The organism is Candidatus Paceibacterota bacterium (assembly GCA_035452965.1).
In the GTDB taxonomy this organism is placed as follows: Bacteria; Verrucomicrobiota; Verrucomicrobiia; order Limisphaerales; family UBA8199; genus UBA8199.
The window spans coordinates 43,934-59,362 of the sequence record DAOTCE010000030.1 but is presented as its reverse complement, the minus strand read 5'-3'; the positions used below and the strand labels follow the sequence as shown (position 1 = coordinate 59,362).

Below are 15,429 nucleotides of genomic sequence, written 5' to 3'. Positions count from 1 at the left end.
GGTGCAAGTCGGCCCGTGGAGGCCGCGACTCAGCGCACCAATGTTTTCCACAAGTAGAACGCAGATTCAGACGACAGATGAAACGCGATTTGTCAGGCGAGTATCGGCGCGTGGCTGACCTGTCCATTCGGGCAGACAGTGACGACGTGATCGCACTTTCGTTTAGCAGCGAAGCCGCGATTGACCGTGGAACACATTTTGAAATTTTGTCCCACGATCCGCAACACTGTGACCTCAGCCGGCTGGCCAGCGGCACGCACCCGCTTTTGTGGAATCACGATCCCGGCTCCGTGCTCGGCGTGGTCCTGCGAGCCTTTATCGGCAGCGACAAAAAAGGCAGGGCGATTGCCAGGCTGAGTAAATCAAGTTTCGCCAGAGAAAAACTCGCCGATATAAAGGCGGGTATCCTCTCCTGTGCGAGCGTTGGATACAAATTGCTCCGCGAGGTTTCCAGCGAAACCAAAGACGGGCGGGAGTATGTGACGTTCGCATGGTTGCCGTTTGAAGCAAGCGTAGTTTCCGTGCCGGCAGATGTCGGCTGCGGAATTGGACGTAGTGCCGCTGATGAGCGGCTTCAACACAGAATACAGATTATGAGTGATTACAACGAATCCATGACGCCCGAACAAAAGCGGGTGTCCGAAATTCAGGCCATTAGCAAAAACATGAAGGACCGAATCCCTGGCTGCGCGGAAGCGTGCCAGCGGGCGATTGCGGACGGGACGAAAGTTGCCGACCTGCAAGACCGGTTGTTCGCGCTTATGCCGGATGTGATTCCGGTTTCGCGCGCGACGATCAACATTCCCGAAAGCCTTAGCAAGCGCTACTCCATCTCGCGGGCGATTCTCGGAGCCTCCGAAAACCGTCTCGACGGTTTGGAGCGCGAACTCTCTCAGGAGTGCGCCCGCACGAGCCGGAAAGACCCTCAGGGCTTCTACATTCCGCACGCGATTTTGACCCGCGCTAACAACGCCGTCGGCACCGCAACACTTGGTGGCAACATCGTGGCTACCGAACTCGCAGCCGGCAATTTCATTGAGCTGCTCCGCAACAAAGCTTGGGTGGCCAAGTTGGGCGCTCGCATGCTGGACGGGCTTGTCGGCAATGTCGTCATTCCCCGTGGCCTGGCTTCTGCGGTGGGTTATTGGGTGGGCGAAGCGGTGTCCACGACTCAGAGCAATACCGGTTTCGATCAGTTGACCCTCACCCCACACGCCTGCACTGGCTATGAGATATATAGTAAGCAACTTTTGATACAGTCAACGCCCTCCGTTGATGCCCTGATCCGTGATGACATTTTGGCGGTTTTGGCGCTGGCGCTGGACTCCGCAGCCCTCAACGTGGCGACAACCGCCATCGGCGGCGCGAGTGCGCCAACGTCCATTCGCGGCACGACCAATGTTGCCACAGTGACCAACAGCGCAGCCGGCGCTTTGCCTACGTTTGAGAAAATTCTCGAACTCGAAGCGGCAGTTGCCGCGGGTAATGCCGACGGCGCGAGCTGCGCTTACCTGACAAATTCAGCCGTGCGCAAGGTGTTGAAATCGGCGGTCAAGAGCACCGTGCAAGGTGCGGCTGGTTTCATCTGGGAGAACCAACTCAGCGACGGGAGCGCCACCTGCAACGGCTATCGTGCGGCTGTGACCAATCAGCTCGGGGATGCCGAGACGTTTGGCACTCTTACGACCGTCTGTTCCGCGATCTACTTCGGCAACTGGAACGACCTCATCATCGGCAGTTGGGGTTCGGGTCTCGACGTTGTCTGCGATCCGTACAGCGCAGCTGCAACGAGAGAAATAAAGTTGTACGTAAGCCAGTGGGTAGATTTGGGCGTTCGGCACCCGGCCTCGTTCTCGTTCCTCCCGGACGCCTTAACTGCGTAGGTAGAAACACTTTCCCGCGGCCTCACTTCTCCGCGGGGAGGCAGGGTTTTACGACTTTCCCCTGCCACTGCGGTCTGCCGGTCACGGGAGTGTCCCGGCAGGCCGCGAACCAGGCGGCTCGTGTGCGTGGTTGCGCACGAGCCGCTTTTATTGTTTACGCCGCAGCCGATGGCCTACGCGTCTGTGGTACTCGAGCGCGATTTGGCGGCGCGGCTCCCTGGCCGCGCTGTTGTTCATCATTTTGCCCTGGAAAATGCCGTGGCCCATTTCGTAGACGCTGGTGCAGTATTTGCCGATGGATTGACGTGTGACGCCGAGTCTTTTTGCCAGCTCGGCGATTGATCTTTCTTCAAAGGCACCAGGTCTCAACGTCCATGCCAATGCGAAGGCGCGTAAGCCGGCGCTGCTTATGGTCTGGGAATCTGCCAGCCAGACACACAAGACCTCGAGCAGGTCGCCAGCTTGACGGAAAGCGCGGTCGCGATCTGTTTCAGGCGGGGCCGTGCCGAGTCTGGCGTCAATCGCATCGAAGTCGAAATCCACTGTGCCGACGCATTTGCCGCACTCGGTTGCGTAGCCATCATGGGCGAAATGGTGCCCGACCCGTTGCGGTGTTTCGAGATAATCATGTTTGCGGAAGTAATCGGAAGAGCTGGCCATTACCCTTTAGCCGGCTGGCAACGGCCTTTCCTCTCATCCTCGATATGGTCGAAATCGGAGGGTTTTAGCCAGATTCCAAGTTTTTGGATTTCGGCTAAAACATGCGAAATTGTTCGTTGTGGCACTCCGACCGCCTTGGCGATTTCTTCCTGATTAACATACGTCCGGTTTGTCTTGAAAAGCTGGGCGGCCTTGGCAGATGCCTTCCTATCATCCTTCGGTAAAGGGGCAAAAATTTGCCCCTTTTCCGGCCTGCCACGTTTGGGTTTCAACGCCTCCAGAATGGCCTCTGCCTCAACCGCTATCGCCGCCCGTTGGACAGCAGGACGCGCCTTATTTCACCCCCACTATCTGACTACCCCCCGCCAATAAAAACGCGCTGTAGGGCCAACGCGTAGCGAAAATCGAGGGGTTCTAAGGCTTTATTTTCAGCAGGTCATCGCAACGGGTGTTGCGGTAGAGACTCCCAGGCCGGCGCAGCATAACACCCTCGCCGCCTTTGGCTACGATCTGGCGCATGTAGGACTTGGCATCATCTGCCGACTCCACGCGCCAGAATGATGCAACGATCAGCCTGCCGGCTGGAGTCAGGCTGCGGAGAATCTCAATGCCGGTCTCCGCAATGGTGCCTGGCACATCAAAGGCGACAATCCACAAGTCGCCCCACTGGCCCTTGGCAACCGCCTTGTGAACATCGGCGTCTGTCTTACCAATACCTAGCCATAGTTCACAGTCCAACGGGAACCGGGGCAATGACTCGGTGAACCAGGCTGGGGCGTGGTAGTCGTTACCCTGCCGACTGACTAGCTTGGTGCCAGTCCAATATGCTCTCCAACCATTGAACTTCTCACTGCACCACCATCCGGCCACGTTCTGGCCGGTCCAGTGGTTGCCGTGTAATAGGGGAGGTGGAAGCGTCATGGTTAAGCCTTCCTTGGCAGCCAAGTCTCAGGTGCGTCTGGCGTAGTGATCCTGACCTTGTCCCCCTGCTCTTGGAACTCATAGACCCGCCCGTCTAGGAACTCCGCTTTGAACCAGCGGGCCTTGGCGTCCATTGTGATGCGCTTGACTGTGGCCCTCAGGTTGTCCCTCAAAGCCTCAGTATCCTTCCAGTCAATCCGGGCCACGTCCGTAGGCTTTGCGGCAACCTCGTTCTCCAAATCCGCAATGCGGCGCTGTAGCTCCCGTTTCTTGTCCTCCAACTCTCGCAACCTCGTTTCCACCGACCCGGAGGCGCCTTTTGCCAGGTAGTCTACTAGCCTGCCAATCTGCTTTTCACTATCGGCCAATTCAAGCCTGGCAACCGCCAGCTCGCCGCCGTCCCTATCGGGAGCGGGGGACTTAGTCAGTGCGGCCCTCTGGCAGACAGCCAGGAACGAGGCTTTGAAATCGTCGTATCGCCAAGTGACATATTCAGCCCTGCCGACAAGCGCCCCGTAGCTTACCAAGTATTCATGCCGATTCTTGGAGTTGCGCCCCGTCTTGTTGATATAGACGACGGTGTTGCCCTTAGTATCGAATATGAGCTTGGAGAACACATTGCAGCGACGCGACCTGCCACGCAGGTCCGGTCGCGCCTTCCGCAACTGTGCGACCGTTGCGAATAGTTCCTTGCTGATGACGGCGGGGTAATAATTCGGTATCGGCTCCAACTTTGTCGCCACGCCGTTGCGCCGGGTAGTCGGCGTCAGCTCTCCAATGGCCGCGCGGGTCTCTAAGATTCTGCGAACATAGGAAACGTGCCAGGTGAACCCGCCGCGAAAAGTCTTAACCTTCTCCTTCCGCAGCATCGTTGCAATGGCGTTGGCCCCTACACCCTTTGCGGCCAGCTCAAAGATTCTCCGCACAATCTTGACCCGCTCAGGAATCAGCTCAAAGCTCTTCCGGTCATCGGCCAGCCTCAACCATGCAACACAAAGGCGAGTGAGCTTCTCATTTGCGACCTGTGCCCTCTTGTTTTGCCATGCGGCCCCAATCCGTTGCGACTTTATGCGGCTCTCTTCGTTGGCCCTGCTCAGATAGGTGAGCGAGATAATCAGGTCCGTGAAGTTGCCGTTATTGATCTTCTCTTGGTCGTATACATGACCGTCGCTCAGTGTCACGATCCTAACCCCCGCTTTCATTATGGCCCTGAATAGGTCGAAGGCGTCCATAATGGAGTTGCGGCTCAGCCGGTCAAGGGACTCGACCACCAGGAAGCTGCCCTTTTCAATTCTGCCGGCACTGGCCAGCTTGAGGAACGTGGAGAGCGCCCCGATCTCGGCATTCTTGCCCCGGAACGCGGAGATGCCCAGGTCACTGTAATTCTCCACCAGTTGAACGGTGTTGTGCTTGCACCATTCTGCCGTTGCCTCGGTCTGCCGGCGCAGAGAGTCGCCCTGTATTTGATCTTTAGTGCTGAACCGGATGTATGAGTAAGCTTTAGCTTTCATACCCCAACCTTAACCCCGTTTGGCTATATAGTCAACAATATTCTAAAAGTATGCCAGCCCTTAACAACCTCTGGCCGGCAGACGTTCGTTCCCACATGCTTGTGGTCCTTGCCATAGCCGTCCCAGTGCAGGTTGGAAGTTAGCCTCCCATCCCGCCAAGGGGCTTCCATGATGTCAATTTCAGTGCCGTCGCGGCCTGCGTTGCCGACTGCGTTGACGCCAGGCGCCATAAGCCAGAAAGCGGGCCAATGTCCCACCTGCTTGGGCATCTTGCAGCGGGTGACGTAAAGACCAAACGTGTGCTCGAACTTGCCCCGCGTGTTGACCGCGCCACAGGTGAAGCGTTCACCGTTCTTGCGCGTTCGCAGCACCAGGCTTCCTTTGCCGTTTAGATAAGCATCCTCCTGCACCCACCAGCCGTCTCGCCGTTTCCAATCCCCCAGGCGATTCCACTTGGCTTCATTCAGCTCCTTGCCCTCGAACTCATCTTGCCAAACGAGATCCCACTCCTTGCCCGCTGGCGGCTGCGGCAGGATATCCTTGCTGCTCTGCGCCTGGAGAGTGAAGCATCCCTCAGCGATTGCAATCAACCCGGCGATGACAAGGCTATGCCGTCGCTTTAAGTGCATCGAGTGTACGTTTGAAGATCTGCTCAGGCGAGCCTTCAGCCGGGATTGAGACGAGGAGGTTTCTCCGACGGTAGAAGTCTGCCAGCGGGGCCGTGCTCCGTTCATACGCTTCCATGCGCACCCGGATGGATTCCGGGCGGTCGTCTTCGCGCTGATACAATTTGCCGCCGCAATGATCACAGATTCCCGCCGCTTTCGGTGGCCTCGCCTCGATGTGGAACACCGCCTTGCAATTCGGGCAGGTCCGCCGTCCGCTCAGGCGCGACACTACCCGCTCCAGCGGCAATTCGTAGCTGAGCACCGCGTCAAGCTTGAGCTTCTCGCCTGCCAACAATTGGTCCAGTGCCTCGGCCTGCGCGACCGTTCGGGGGAAGCCGTCCAGCAAAAAGCCTCCCTCGCACCGCAGGCAGCCCACTCGCTCCGCCACCAGTGCCAGCACCGTTTCGTCCGGTACCAGATCCCCTCGGCGCATATACTCTAGCGCTGCGGTCAGCGCCGGACTTCGATCCGCGGGATCCAGAGCTTTCGCCGCGCGGAATATGTCCCCTGTGGACAGGTGGCACGTGCCCAGGTTGGCGCAGAGTAACTCCGCCTGCGTGCCTTTGCCAACGCCCGGCGCTCCCAACAACACCAACCGGCGCGGTGGGTGCTGGGCTAAGGGTGGCGGTTCACATTGAATTGTTCCGCCTGTAAGCCAGGCTTTTCTATCTCGTTTCGTAGTCATGGTTGTAATCTGGATGGCCCATGTATACCAGGCCCCACGGCATGTGCTAGACTAAACCTCGCCTGCAATGTGCAGTGCCCTTTCGTCCTTCGCGTTCGTCTGGCTTAACCAATCGGCGTAAAGCCCGTGGGCCATAAAGAAATTAACTCGCGCCAGAAAAGCTGCAGCGTCGGACTTCCCCAAACGGGCCGGACAGTCTAGTGGTGGCCGTGATAGCGCCCGCCACCGCAATGGCCGCCGCGATAACCTCCGCGATATCCAAAACTAAACAAGACCGAAGGGGCAGTGCAGCCGTAGTAAGCACCGTAATAATAAGGGTAGCCCCCCGAAGTGGGGTAGTAGCCTGGGTAGCGGTAGCCCGCGTAAGGATACGGAATCACATACACGGTGGAAGCTGGGACGTAATTGGGCTCAGGTTCGACGTAAACCGGCGCTGGCTGGACATAAGACGGGGCGTATTGCGGGGCAGGAGCCTCGCTGGCGTACGCACTAACAGGTGCCTGCGGTGCGGGCGCTACGCCCGCCGGCGCCGTCTGAGCAGCCGGTTTAGCTGGCACGTTCTTGCGCTGATCCAGCATGGTGTTAATCACTCGGTCCGAAACACCCTCGTTTCGCAGATACACAATATCTTTGGGCGCAAGATTATAGATTGTGCCCGAATTGTGGATGAAGTTAACCGTGACGTCCTCGCTAAGCTGCGCGCGACTGAGCTTGAGAACATCTTCAACCCCGTAAGGAAGTCTGACCGCTGCGACATCCGCCTTGGCTGGGGTCACGGCTGCATTCGTCGTTCCCGAAGTGTCCTGTGCTATTGAGTTAAGGACCATGAGGGAAGCGGCACCTGCGCTCGCGAACAGGCCCATCAGAGAAGCCCGCATTCTCATAAACCGTTGTCTTTCAGTTCTTTGTCAGGTTCGCCGGGAAGGGCCGGGCGGTCAAGCCCTGCACCGCCCCTTTTTGGCGCGGAGCCCTTACCCTGCGTGCAAACCTTACGTTACTTGGACGGGGCTTCTGGCGTTCATATTCAACCTTCTACCACCCCGCGGCTCGACCACCGGCGCGGGGATCGGCAGCCCCAAGGAAAGTTCGGCCGTCCGGACTGCGTGCTACGATCTGGGATACGCCAACTGAAGATAGGCTCTTGAGTTCATGACCGCGGCGCGCCAACTCCGCCTGGAGTTTGCGCGGCAGGGTTTTCTCGACCATCAATTCGGCCGGGGACCATTGGTGATGAATACGCGGCTGGGCCAACGCTTGCGCTGGACTCATTCCCAGATCAAGCAGGCAGACCAGTTCAAGCACAACCTGTGAAATGATCTTTGGGCCGCCGGCTGCACCCAAGGCAATGATCGGCTGGCCGTTCTTCAGCACCAGGGTGGGCGTCATGCTGGAGAGCGGGCGTTTGCCCGGCCCGACGGCGTTAGCTTTGTCGCCAACCAACCCGAAGTAGTTGGTCACTCCAGGTTGGATGGAGAAGTCGTCCATTTCATTGTTCATGACTACCCCGGTGCCTGGGATGACCACCTTGGAGCCGAAGCTGGTGTTGATGGTTGCCGTGCAAGCGACCCAATTGCCTTCGGCGTCAGCAACGGAGAAATGTGTCGTGTGCTTCTTGAAGTGGTCGGTCTGCGAGTTCGGTGGCGTCCCATGAGATACGGTCTTGCTCGCGTGCTCCGGGTTGATGGTTTGGGCTAGACCGGCAGCGTAGTTTCTGTCGGTCAAACCTCGCGGCACATTCACAAAGTCGGGATCACCCAGCCAATGCGCGCGGTCGGCGAAGGCGAGCTTCATCGTCTCCGCTATCACATGCAAGCGCACGGGCTCGCTCAGGGCCTTCAAGTCGAAGGTTTCCAGCATGTTAAGTATCTGTGCCACGTGAACGCCTCCGGAACTCGGTGGTGGAAAGCCAACAACGGTGTATCCGCGATAATTGGAGAAGACCGGTTCCCGTACACAAGTCCTGTAACTTCGGAAGTCCTCGACGGTCAGGATACCGCCGTTGGCTTGCATCCAGCGCCCGATCCTCTGTGCGAAGGGGCCGCGATAAAACCAATCGCTGCCCCCAGTCGCAATGGCGCGATAGGTTGCAGCTAGGTCGGGCTGCTTAAGCACTTCTCCTTTGCGCAAGGGTCTTCCGTTCTTAAAGAACACCTCTCGCGATGAGGAGAACTGCGCCAAGTCGCCCGCCAAACGCATGAGGCAACGGGCGTAACTTGTGTCAAGCAGGAATCCCTTTTCAGCGATTTCGGCGGCCGGGAGGATCAGATCACTGAGCTTGAGCTTGCCGTAGTGTTTCACGGCAAACTCGTAAGCTGCGAGCGCACCGGGCACGCCACTGGCCAGAGGCCCAGCCTGGCTGAGGGCAGTCTCGGCTTTGCCCCTGCGAACGAACATATCCTGGGTGGCTGCGGCGGGCGCCGTCTCGCGGCCGTCGATCGCCACGAAAGATCCATTGGCCCGGTGGATAAGCATGAAACAGCCGCCCCCTATGCCGGAATTGTGACTGTCCACCACCCCCAGCGTCAAGGCAACCGCGACCGCGGCATCAATGGCGTTGCCGCCTTCTTTCAGCACACTCACTCCGGCATCCGTTGCCACAGGATGAACGGAGGCGACCATTCCGCGCGTGGCTGCCGCGCTGGCAACGCCGGCGGCTGCGATTGAGAGGAGCATAACGTGAACTGAAGGATTCATTATTTCAGCAAGACATGCCACTTTATGTTGCCAAGAGTCAATCCATTCATTATCCCTCAGCGGCACATCGACTATTAATTGATGATTCAACAATGAAGATAAAGATTGCGCAATTCGGTTTGGGTCCCATCGGGCTGGAAGCCTTGAAACTCGCTGCGGCGAAGCCATGGGCGGAGATCGTGGGGGGAGTGGATATTAACCCCGCGATGATCGGCCAGGATTTGGGCAATATCACTCAGCTAAAACGTCTGCGTAACCGCAAGGTGTACGGAACGCTGAATAAGTTAGCCGCCCACGCCCGGCCGGACGTCATTTTGCATACCACCGTTTCGAAATTCAAGGATGCCTTTGTGCAAATTGAGCCGATGGCCCGACGTGGGATCAGCGTGGTTTCCTCTTGCGAGGAGTTGCTATTCCCTCAACTGCGCAACCCGGCACTTGCAGCGAAGCTCGACCGGATTTGTCGGAAGACTGGCGCTCGAGTTGTCGGCACCGGCGTGAATCCCGGCTTTGTCATGGACGTGCTGCCGGTGTGTCTGACGGGCGTGAACCGGGATGTGCGCGCGCTCCATGTGCAACGCGTGGTGAACGCCTCCACGCGGCGGGCGCCCCTGCAAAAGAAGATTGGGAGCGGCCTGCCGCCCGCACAATTCCGGCGCCTGTTCAGGCAAGGGAAGGCAGGTCACGCAGGTTTGAAAGAGTCGTTGGCGCTTATCGCGCACTGCCTGGGGTGGAAGGTGAAGAACATTATCGAGACTGGCGATGCGGTGGTGGCCGACCACGACATTCGGACGCAGCATGTGGCGGTGAAAAAAGGTCAGACTTGCGGGCTCCACCAGCGCGCAATAGGCACGATCGGGAGATCAATCTGCCTGACGCTGGACTTGAAGATGTATCTGGATGCAAAGGATCCCCAGGACGCAGTCCAGGTAGATGGGGAGCCGCCGCTGAGGTTCGTAATCCAGGGCGGTGTGGCGGGCGACCAGGCTACTGTTGCTGCACTGGTCAACACAGTCCCGCGGCTGCTCGCCGCTCCCTCCGGCTTGCTGCTGATGACCGACCTTCCGGTCCCACGGATTGCCTGAAGCGCCTGAGCCAGTCGCCGGTATCGCAGTGGCGCTTATCAATTCTGGCGGTCGTGGCTGGTGGGTTATGTTTCGGCATGCCGGGGCGATTGCTTTCGCTGCTGGGTTGTCAGGATTCGACCGTGGACTTCCTCGGATCCGGAGGGGAATGAGGATTACTTTTGAAGCTCTGAACCAAGACCACCTGCCAAGTGTCTCGATAACAGGTTGGTTTTGGGCTTTTTTACGGTTCTTCGCGGATTTCCGAGTAATCCCGATGGCAATTCGTCGTCTCGTCACCCCCTCGACTTACCGCCCCCGCCACCACTGGACGGGCGATGGCGCCTTTACAGTGATCGCACGCTGGTTATGGCTTGCGGATGGCATGTTGATGGGGTCGGGCTACGGTGTGTATCCCATGGGGAGCGCTCCCCATGGGATACACACCGTAGCACCACCGTGCCACCACCGTGACCTCAAGCCACAGGTGCGGATGTCAGCCAAGACTGGATCAGTCAGGCTGACAGCCTCACTGTCCAAAATATGGACAGTGCGCAGATTAGAACTCGGGTGAGCCCGACAAGTTCTGGCTTGGGAGCAATACTACCCTTGTGATCCCTGTGCCTCACCCATCCGGGCTGTGCGGGTGAAAGCCACTGTTGGCACTTCCCAGGAATCCGTGATGAACCACTGTCATAGGGGCGCGGTATTCGCTGACCGTGCCTTCCCTTCCTCTCGGTCCACTGTGCTGGGGCGATTACGGTTAGACCGCTTGATGGGTGCCCACTGATGGAATTTCCTCTTTTACCAGTTGGTTCCGAGATATACGTTTGCGTACCAGATGGGCATTGCTCGCCGGTGTGATGGAATGGCAGACATACAGGACTTAAAATCCTGGGCCTGTAACAAGGCGTGTGGGTTCAAGTCCCACCACCGGCACCACAACACTCGTAAGCTTGAGAACTCGCTACGGTGCTTCGTCAGACGGGGCGTTGCGTGTAAACAAGATAAAGCACGAGCGCAACGGCTGCAGCGAAGATCAGTCCCACAGCCAAGGCGGTCTTAAGTGCGCGAAACTGTTTCCTTCGGAACGAGTTTCCGGCACCAGGGAAAAGCCGCCTTTCGAGGGACCTTCCGCCAGCCTTGTGATGCTTAACGCCGGGTCGGAGGAGGTCGCCAGACTCTGAAGCCAGTTCTACATACCCTTGGGCGGAATCCGGCAAGGCGAGATTGGAGGTGTCGGCGGCGTCGAGTGCAGCCATCGTGCGAACAGAGCCCGGCTCGGATGGCAATCGTAGGGTTACCGAGATTCTGGCCAGACTCTTGTGCGTGCGCCATTGGAGGTAGACCATTGTCACCATAGCCAGGAAGCCCATGGCTCCAGTTACGGCAACTGCCGTGAGAATGACCTGATTCCATCTTTGCATTGCTTCAAAATCCTGCGTTCGCTGGACAGCCATGGACGCCTGAATCGCCTGCAACCCTTTGAACAGTGCCTCTGCAGTCTTGCGGACGGCGTCGGTAGCCATCTGGCCGTTCTGCTCGATGGCAAGTTGGGTGGCGCGGACCTCCTCGTGCAGTCGCAGGTAAGCACTCACTGTTTCCTGGGAATTCGTCTGCACAGTTTGTTCCGCAGGCGGCGATGGCGGCATACCTTCGAGGTCGAGGTTCGCTGCACCAGCAGTGAGCAACGCAAATGGCAATATGAAGATGAGGCGGGCGAGGAAGACCAGGAGAATTGCAGATAATCCTGACTTGTAACGCATTCTGGTGGCGGAACCAGGCGACCTTGCGACGTAACAGGCCATCAGGACCATGGCATACTCTCGCCCGGCGAGCCGAAGGAAGTCAAGGCACCTGTTGAGAAGCTCCAATTAAGGCAGGACGCACCTTTTCAAATTGGGGAGCGCCAAGAGGACGGGGATTTGGCGGACACAAGCGCTTGCAAGCGGTCGCGGCCACCGTCGGCACGCCGGAAGCGTTGCTGGAACTTGCGGGTGGTCATGCGGCTCTTGGGGTTGAGCTTGCGGCATTGGGCTACCCAAACCTGGGCGAAGCTGACCACCACCCGACGAAACAGGCTTAGGACGAAGGCCGCCTTGGGATGGCGTACTCGGCTGTGATCCTCGTGCAGGGTCACGTCCAGGGCGTGATGGAGTGCGCTCTCAATAACCCAGTAACCGCGTTTGAGTTTGAGCAAGCCTGCCGCATCCATCTGCTCCAGCGTGAGACTACTGATCAGATAAACCGTTTCGGTGGTCAGTTTACCCTGGCGCCGCACCCGCCGCCGCAGCCGCCCGATGGTCTGCACTCCCGGAAAGTTCACCCGCTGGGGCGAAGCCTCCCGACAGTCCAGCACTCGGATTTCGCGGCGGCTGCGGTTGCGCTCCCGCGTCAGCGCCCGGGTGCGCGGCGTGGGCGGAGGGGGAAAAAGGCTGGGGGGCGAAGAGCGTTTCCAGCGTAGTGAAGAGTTCCTTTTGGTTCTTCTTAACGGTCAGCAGATACTCGCCCCCCTGTTGGTAGAGGATCTGCTTGGCATGGGCCACCTGGGTGTGGGCAGCATCGGCCACCACGATCTTGTCCGCCAAGTCCAACCGGGCCAATTGCTGGCGGCCGGCGGGGATTTCGTTGCTCTGGGCCGATACCAGCGTGGAGCCTAGCCAGCGGCCGGTGCCATTGACCGCGCTGACGGTCGTCACGCCGGCATGACGAAGAGTCTTGCCGTCGATAATCACCAAACGATCCTCTACGGGCCCCAGCACCTGCTCCTGCCACAACAAGAGAACCTGCTGCAGTCGCGCCTCATCGAGGCCCTTGAGCACCCGCTCAAAGGTGGTGCGTTGCGGGCAACGCACCCGCCGGGTGCGCGGATCCTGGCGGAAGCGCAAGGCCCGCAACTGCGCTTGCGAGAGCGTGGCCGCGTAGTCGGCCAAATCCTCGTAGCCGCGGCTCACCCCGCTGAACATCGCCATGGCGATCAGTACCAGCATGCCCGCCAGGGGATAGGCCAACGCCTGTTGGCGGCGAAACTCCGGCACGTCGCGACCCAGGCGCGTCATCAGGCTTTCAATCTCCCGCACCTTGGCGGTGCAACGGCGGCGGGCCGGACGGAGGGCGCCAGCCCACGCGGCGGGCAGTTCCTTGGCCCGTAGCTTGGCACACGCGTCTTGGACCAGTTCCCGAACCCATACTTGCTTGGGGCTGCCGTGCGGCTCGTAAAAGTCCACCGCGCTGCGCTTCCAACCGCGCGTGTAGCCCAACTGAGTCCAGCCGCTGACTTTGTAGGCCGTGCCGGGATAGAGGCTGGGATCCACAAAACTCTCCGCCAACGCGACTGGATGCTGCCAAACGCGCTCCCAGTCCACGCTCAAACGCCCGAGCATGAGCTTCATAAAGCGGCTGACCAGATTGGGGTAATGGCACTCTGGCAACACACACAGACGCGAATTGTTGACCACCAAGGCCAAACGCTCCCGCCGTTGGGCCTGGCTCCAGCCGATAAAGCCATCCCGCGCTTTAAGGTGCAACGCCGCCGCGCTCCAGGTAGCCACTGCCAGCCAGCGCCCCTGCCACACCACCGCGTAGCGCAGTTGCTCGCCCACTAACTGTGCGCTATGCAAATAATGCTCCTCGACCAGGATTTGGTTGCACTGTTGAATATCCTCTGGCCGAACCAGAAGCTGGACTTGCATCTGGCGCAGCACTGTCTGCTCGTCGGCACTGGGCCGCCGGAAAGGCACTTTACGCTTTGTCATGCGCCCGACGGTAAAATAGTTCCGGGGAGATGTCCCGCAGAAAGTGCTTAAACCTCAGTGGCCAAAGAAGTTAGTGACCAGAAAGGGTGCGCCCTACAATTAAGGGGACCAACCTTGGTTGAGGGTCAGGTTTGAAGTTCTTTGGCGTGGTATTGGATCAATTCCCACGCCTGGCGGACATGAGCAGCTTCGGTGTGGGTTTGGCCGACACACAGGCGCAGGGTGTAGCGCCCGTTCAAGACGGTATGGGTGAGGTAGAGTCGGCCGGTTTGATTCAGGCGCTCCAACAAGCGGCGGTTGAAGTTGTCGCCTGCCCGGTGGGCAAAGCAAACCAAGTTCAGCGGGGCAGGGGTTCTTAATTCAAAGTCCTTGGACGCCTCGATCCAGCGGGCGAATTGCTGCGCCAGCGCAACATGCTGGCGGATATGGTGGCGCAGGCCCTCGACACCATAGTGCCGGATAACGAACCAAAGCTTGAGGGCGCGGAAGCGGCGGCCCAGTGGGATCTGCCAGTCCCGGTAATCAATCACGGCACCGGATTCGGTGGCCTTGTTGCGGAGGTATTCAGGCAAAACACTGAGGGTTCGGATGAGCGCAGTGCGATCGGCAACGTAGAAGCAGTCGCAATCGAAGTTGGTGAACATCCACTTGTGGGGGTTGAAGCAGTAAGAGTCGGCAAGTTCCAATCCGCCGTGAATGTGCCTGAACTCGGGACAGAGCGCAGCGGTGCCGCACATGGCACCGTCCACGTGCAGCCAGAGACCGTGCTCGCGACAAAGGCGTCCAATTTCGGGCAGCGGGTCGAAGGCGTTGGACGAGGTGGTGCCGACAGTGGCCGAGACAAAGCAGGGCTGCAATCCGGCTTGGCGGTCCTGGACGATTTGACGGGCCAGAACTTCGGGGCGCATTGCAAAGCAATCATCCACCTCAATAAAGCGCAGGTTTGCTTTGCCGAGCCCGGCGATCTTCACGGCTTTTTCTACAGAAGAGTGTGCCTGGGGGGAAGTGTAGGCCACAAGGCGTCCGTTGCAGCCACGCTCATTGGAAAAGAAACCAGTGGCGCGTTCGCGTGCCGCCAGCACGGCGCAGAGCACGGCGCTGGAGGCGGCGTCCTGAATGACACCGCCGCCCGCGGTGCTGGACTTGAACTTGTCCGGTAGTGCCAGCATCCCCGCCAGCCAATCGAGGACATGGGTCTCCAGTTCTGTGCAGGCGGGGCTGGTGGCCCATAACATGCCTTGTGCGCCTAATCCGGCGGACAGCAACTCTCCCAGGATGGAAGGGCCGGAGTTGTTGGCGGGGAAGAAGGCAAAGAAGTTAGGCGACTGCCAATGGGTGATTCCGGGCAGGATCAGCTTCTCCACGTCAGCCAGGATGGCGTCAAAGGGCTCGCCGTTTGCAGGCGGTTCCGGCGGCAGCAGGGCGCGGATTTGACCGGGCTGAACAGACGAGCATACCGGGAGGGACTCGACGTTCCGCTGGTAATCCGCCACCCAATCCACGACCGCATGTCCCCAACGGCGGAATTCATCCGGGGTCATGTGAAAATTGGTGTTTGTAGGCATAGTTTCAGGAGGATAGCAGCTTG

At 58.9% G+C, this 15,429-nt stretch carries 14 protein-coding genes and 1 tRNA gene; 3 read left to right on the top strand and 12 right to left on the bottom strand.

The window, feature by feature from the left end:
• Positions 1-77: 77 nt before the first annotated feature.
• Positions 78-1,883 (top strand): phage major capsid protein, encoded by a 1,806-nt coding sequence (locus tag P5205_17880; protein ID HSA12234.1) that lies wholly within the window; start codon positions 78-80, stop codon positions 1,881-1,883.
• A 147-nt stretch (positions 1,884-2,030) separates the two neighbouring features.
• Here the strand turns inward: P5205_17880 and P5205_17875 are convergent, their stop codons facing one another.
• The 8 genes from P5205_17875 to ggt form a co-directional block, all read right to left on the bottom strand.
• Entirely contained in the window at positions 2,031-2,543 is a 513-nt protein-coding gene (locus P5205_17875) for a hypothetical protein (protein ID HSA12233.1), read from the bottom strand.
• Complete coding sequence (locus P5205_17870) at positions 2,543-2,815, bottom strand: hypothetical protein (protein HSA12232.1); 273 nt, start codon at positions 2,813-2,815, stop codon at positions 2,543-2,545. The genes P5205_17875 and P5205_17870 overlap by 1 nt, the downstream gene beginning before the upstream one ends.
• A 142-nt stretch (positions 2,816-2,957) precedes the next feature.
• Entirely contained in the window at positions 2,958-3,464 is a 507-nt protein-coding gene (locus P5205_17865; protein ID HSA12231.1) for a hypothetical protein, read from the bottom strand.
• Positions 3,465-3,466: 2 nt separating this feature from the next.
• Positions 3,467-4,975, bottom strand: a complete 1,509-nt coding sequence (locus P5205_17860; protein ID HSA12230.1) for a recombinase family protein — start codon at positions 4,973-4,975, stop codon at positions 3,467-3,469.
• A 23-nt stretch (positions 4,976-4,998) separates the two neighbouring features.
• Positions 4,999-5,604 (bottom strand): family 16 glycosylhydrolase, encoded by a 606-nt coding sequence (locus P5205_17855; GenBank protein ID HSA12229.1) that lies wholly within the window; start codon positions 5,602-5,604, stop codon positions 4,999-5,001.
• Complete coding sequence (locus P5205_17850) at positions 5,582-6,328, bottom strand: nucleoside monophosphate kinase (protein HSA12228.1); 747 nt, start codon at positions 6,326-6,328, stop codon at positions 5,582-5,584. The genes P5205_17855 and P5205_17850 overlap by 23 nt, the downstream gene beginning before the upstream one ends.
• Before the next feature lie 197 nt (positions 6,329-6,525).
• Positions 6,526-7,104 (bottom strand): hypothetical protein, encoded by a 579-nt coding sequence (locus tag P5205_17845; GenBank protein HSA12227.1) that lies wholly within the window; start codon positions 7,102-7,104, stop codon positions 6,526-6,528.
• Between the two features lie 256 nt (positions 7,105-7,360).
• Positions 7,361-9,001 carry a gamma-glutamyltransferase gene (gene ggt, locus P5205_17840; GenBank protein ID HSA12226.1) on the bottom strand — a complete coding sequence of 547 codons (1,641 nt, stop codon included), beginning with the start codon at positions 8,999-9,001 and terminating at the stop codon, positions 7,361-7,363.
• A gap of 113 nt (positions 9,002-9,114) precedes the next feature.
• Between ggt and P5205_17835 the strand changes: the two genes are divergently transcribed.
• Both P5205_17835 and P5205_17830 read left to right on the top strand, forming a co-directional pair.
• Positions 9,115-10,107, top strand: a complete 993-nt coding sequence (locus P5205_17835) for a dihydrodipicolinate reductase (protein HSA12225.1) — start codon at positions 9,115-9,117, stop codon at positions 10,105-10,107.
• Positions 10,108-10,940: 833 nt separating this feature from the next.
• A tRNA-Leu gene (locus P5205_17830) sits at positions 10,941-11,028 on the top strand.
• A 38-nt stretch (positions 11,029-11,066) separates the two neighbouring features.
• On the opposite strand, the gene P5205_17825 is transcribed toward P5205_17830, so the two are convergent.
• From P5205_17825 to P5205_17810, 4 genes are all read right to left on the bottom strand, one after another.
• Entirely contained in the window at positions 11,067-11,852 is a 786-nt protein-coding gene (locus tag P5205_17825; protein ID HSA12224.1) for a hypothetical protein, read from the bottom strand.
• Between the two features lie 128 nt (positions 11,853-11,980).
• Positions 11,981-12,445, bottom strand: a complete 465-nt coding sequence (locus P5205_17820; protein HSA12223.1) for a hypothetical protein — start codon at positions 12,443-12,445, stop codon at positions 11,981-11,983.
• Positions 12,351-13,841 carry an ISAs1 family transposase gene (locus P5205_17815; protein HSA12222.1) on the bottom strand — a complete coding sequence of 497 codons (1,491 nt, stop codon included), beginning with the start codon at positions 13,839-13,841 and terminating at the stop codon, positions 12,351-12,353. Before P5205_17815 ends, P5205_17820 begins: the two co-directional genes overlap by 95 nt.
• Before the next feature lie 125 nt (positions 13,842-13,966).
• Positions 13,967-15,406 carry a pyridoxal-dependent decarboxylase gene (locus tag P5205_17810; GenBank protein HSA12221.1) on the bottom strand — a complete coding sequence of 480 codons (1,440 nt, stop codon included), beginning with the start codon at positions 15,404-15,406 and terminating at the stop codon, positions 13,967-13,969.
• Positions 15,407-15,429: the final 23 nt, after the last annotated feature.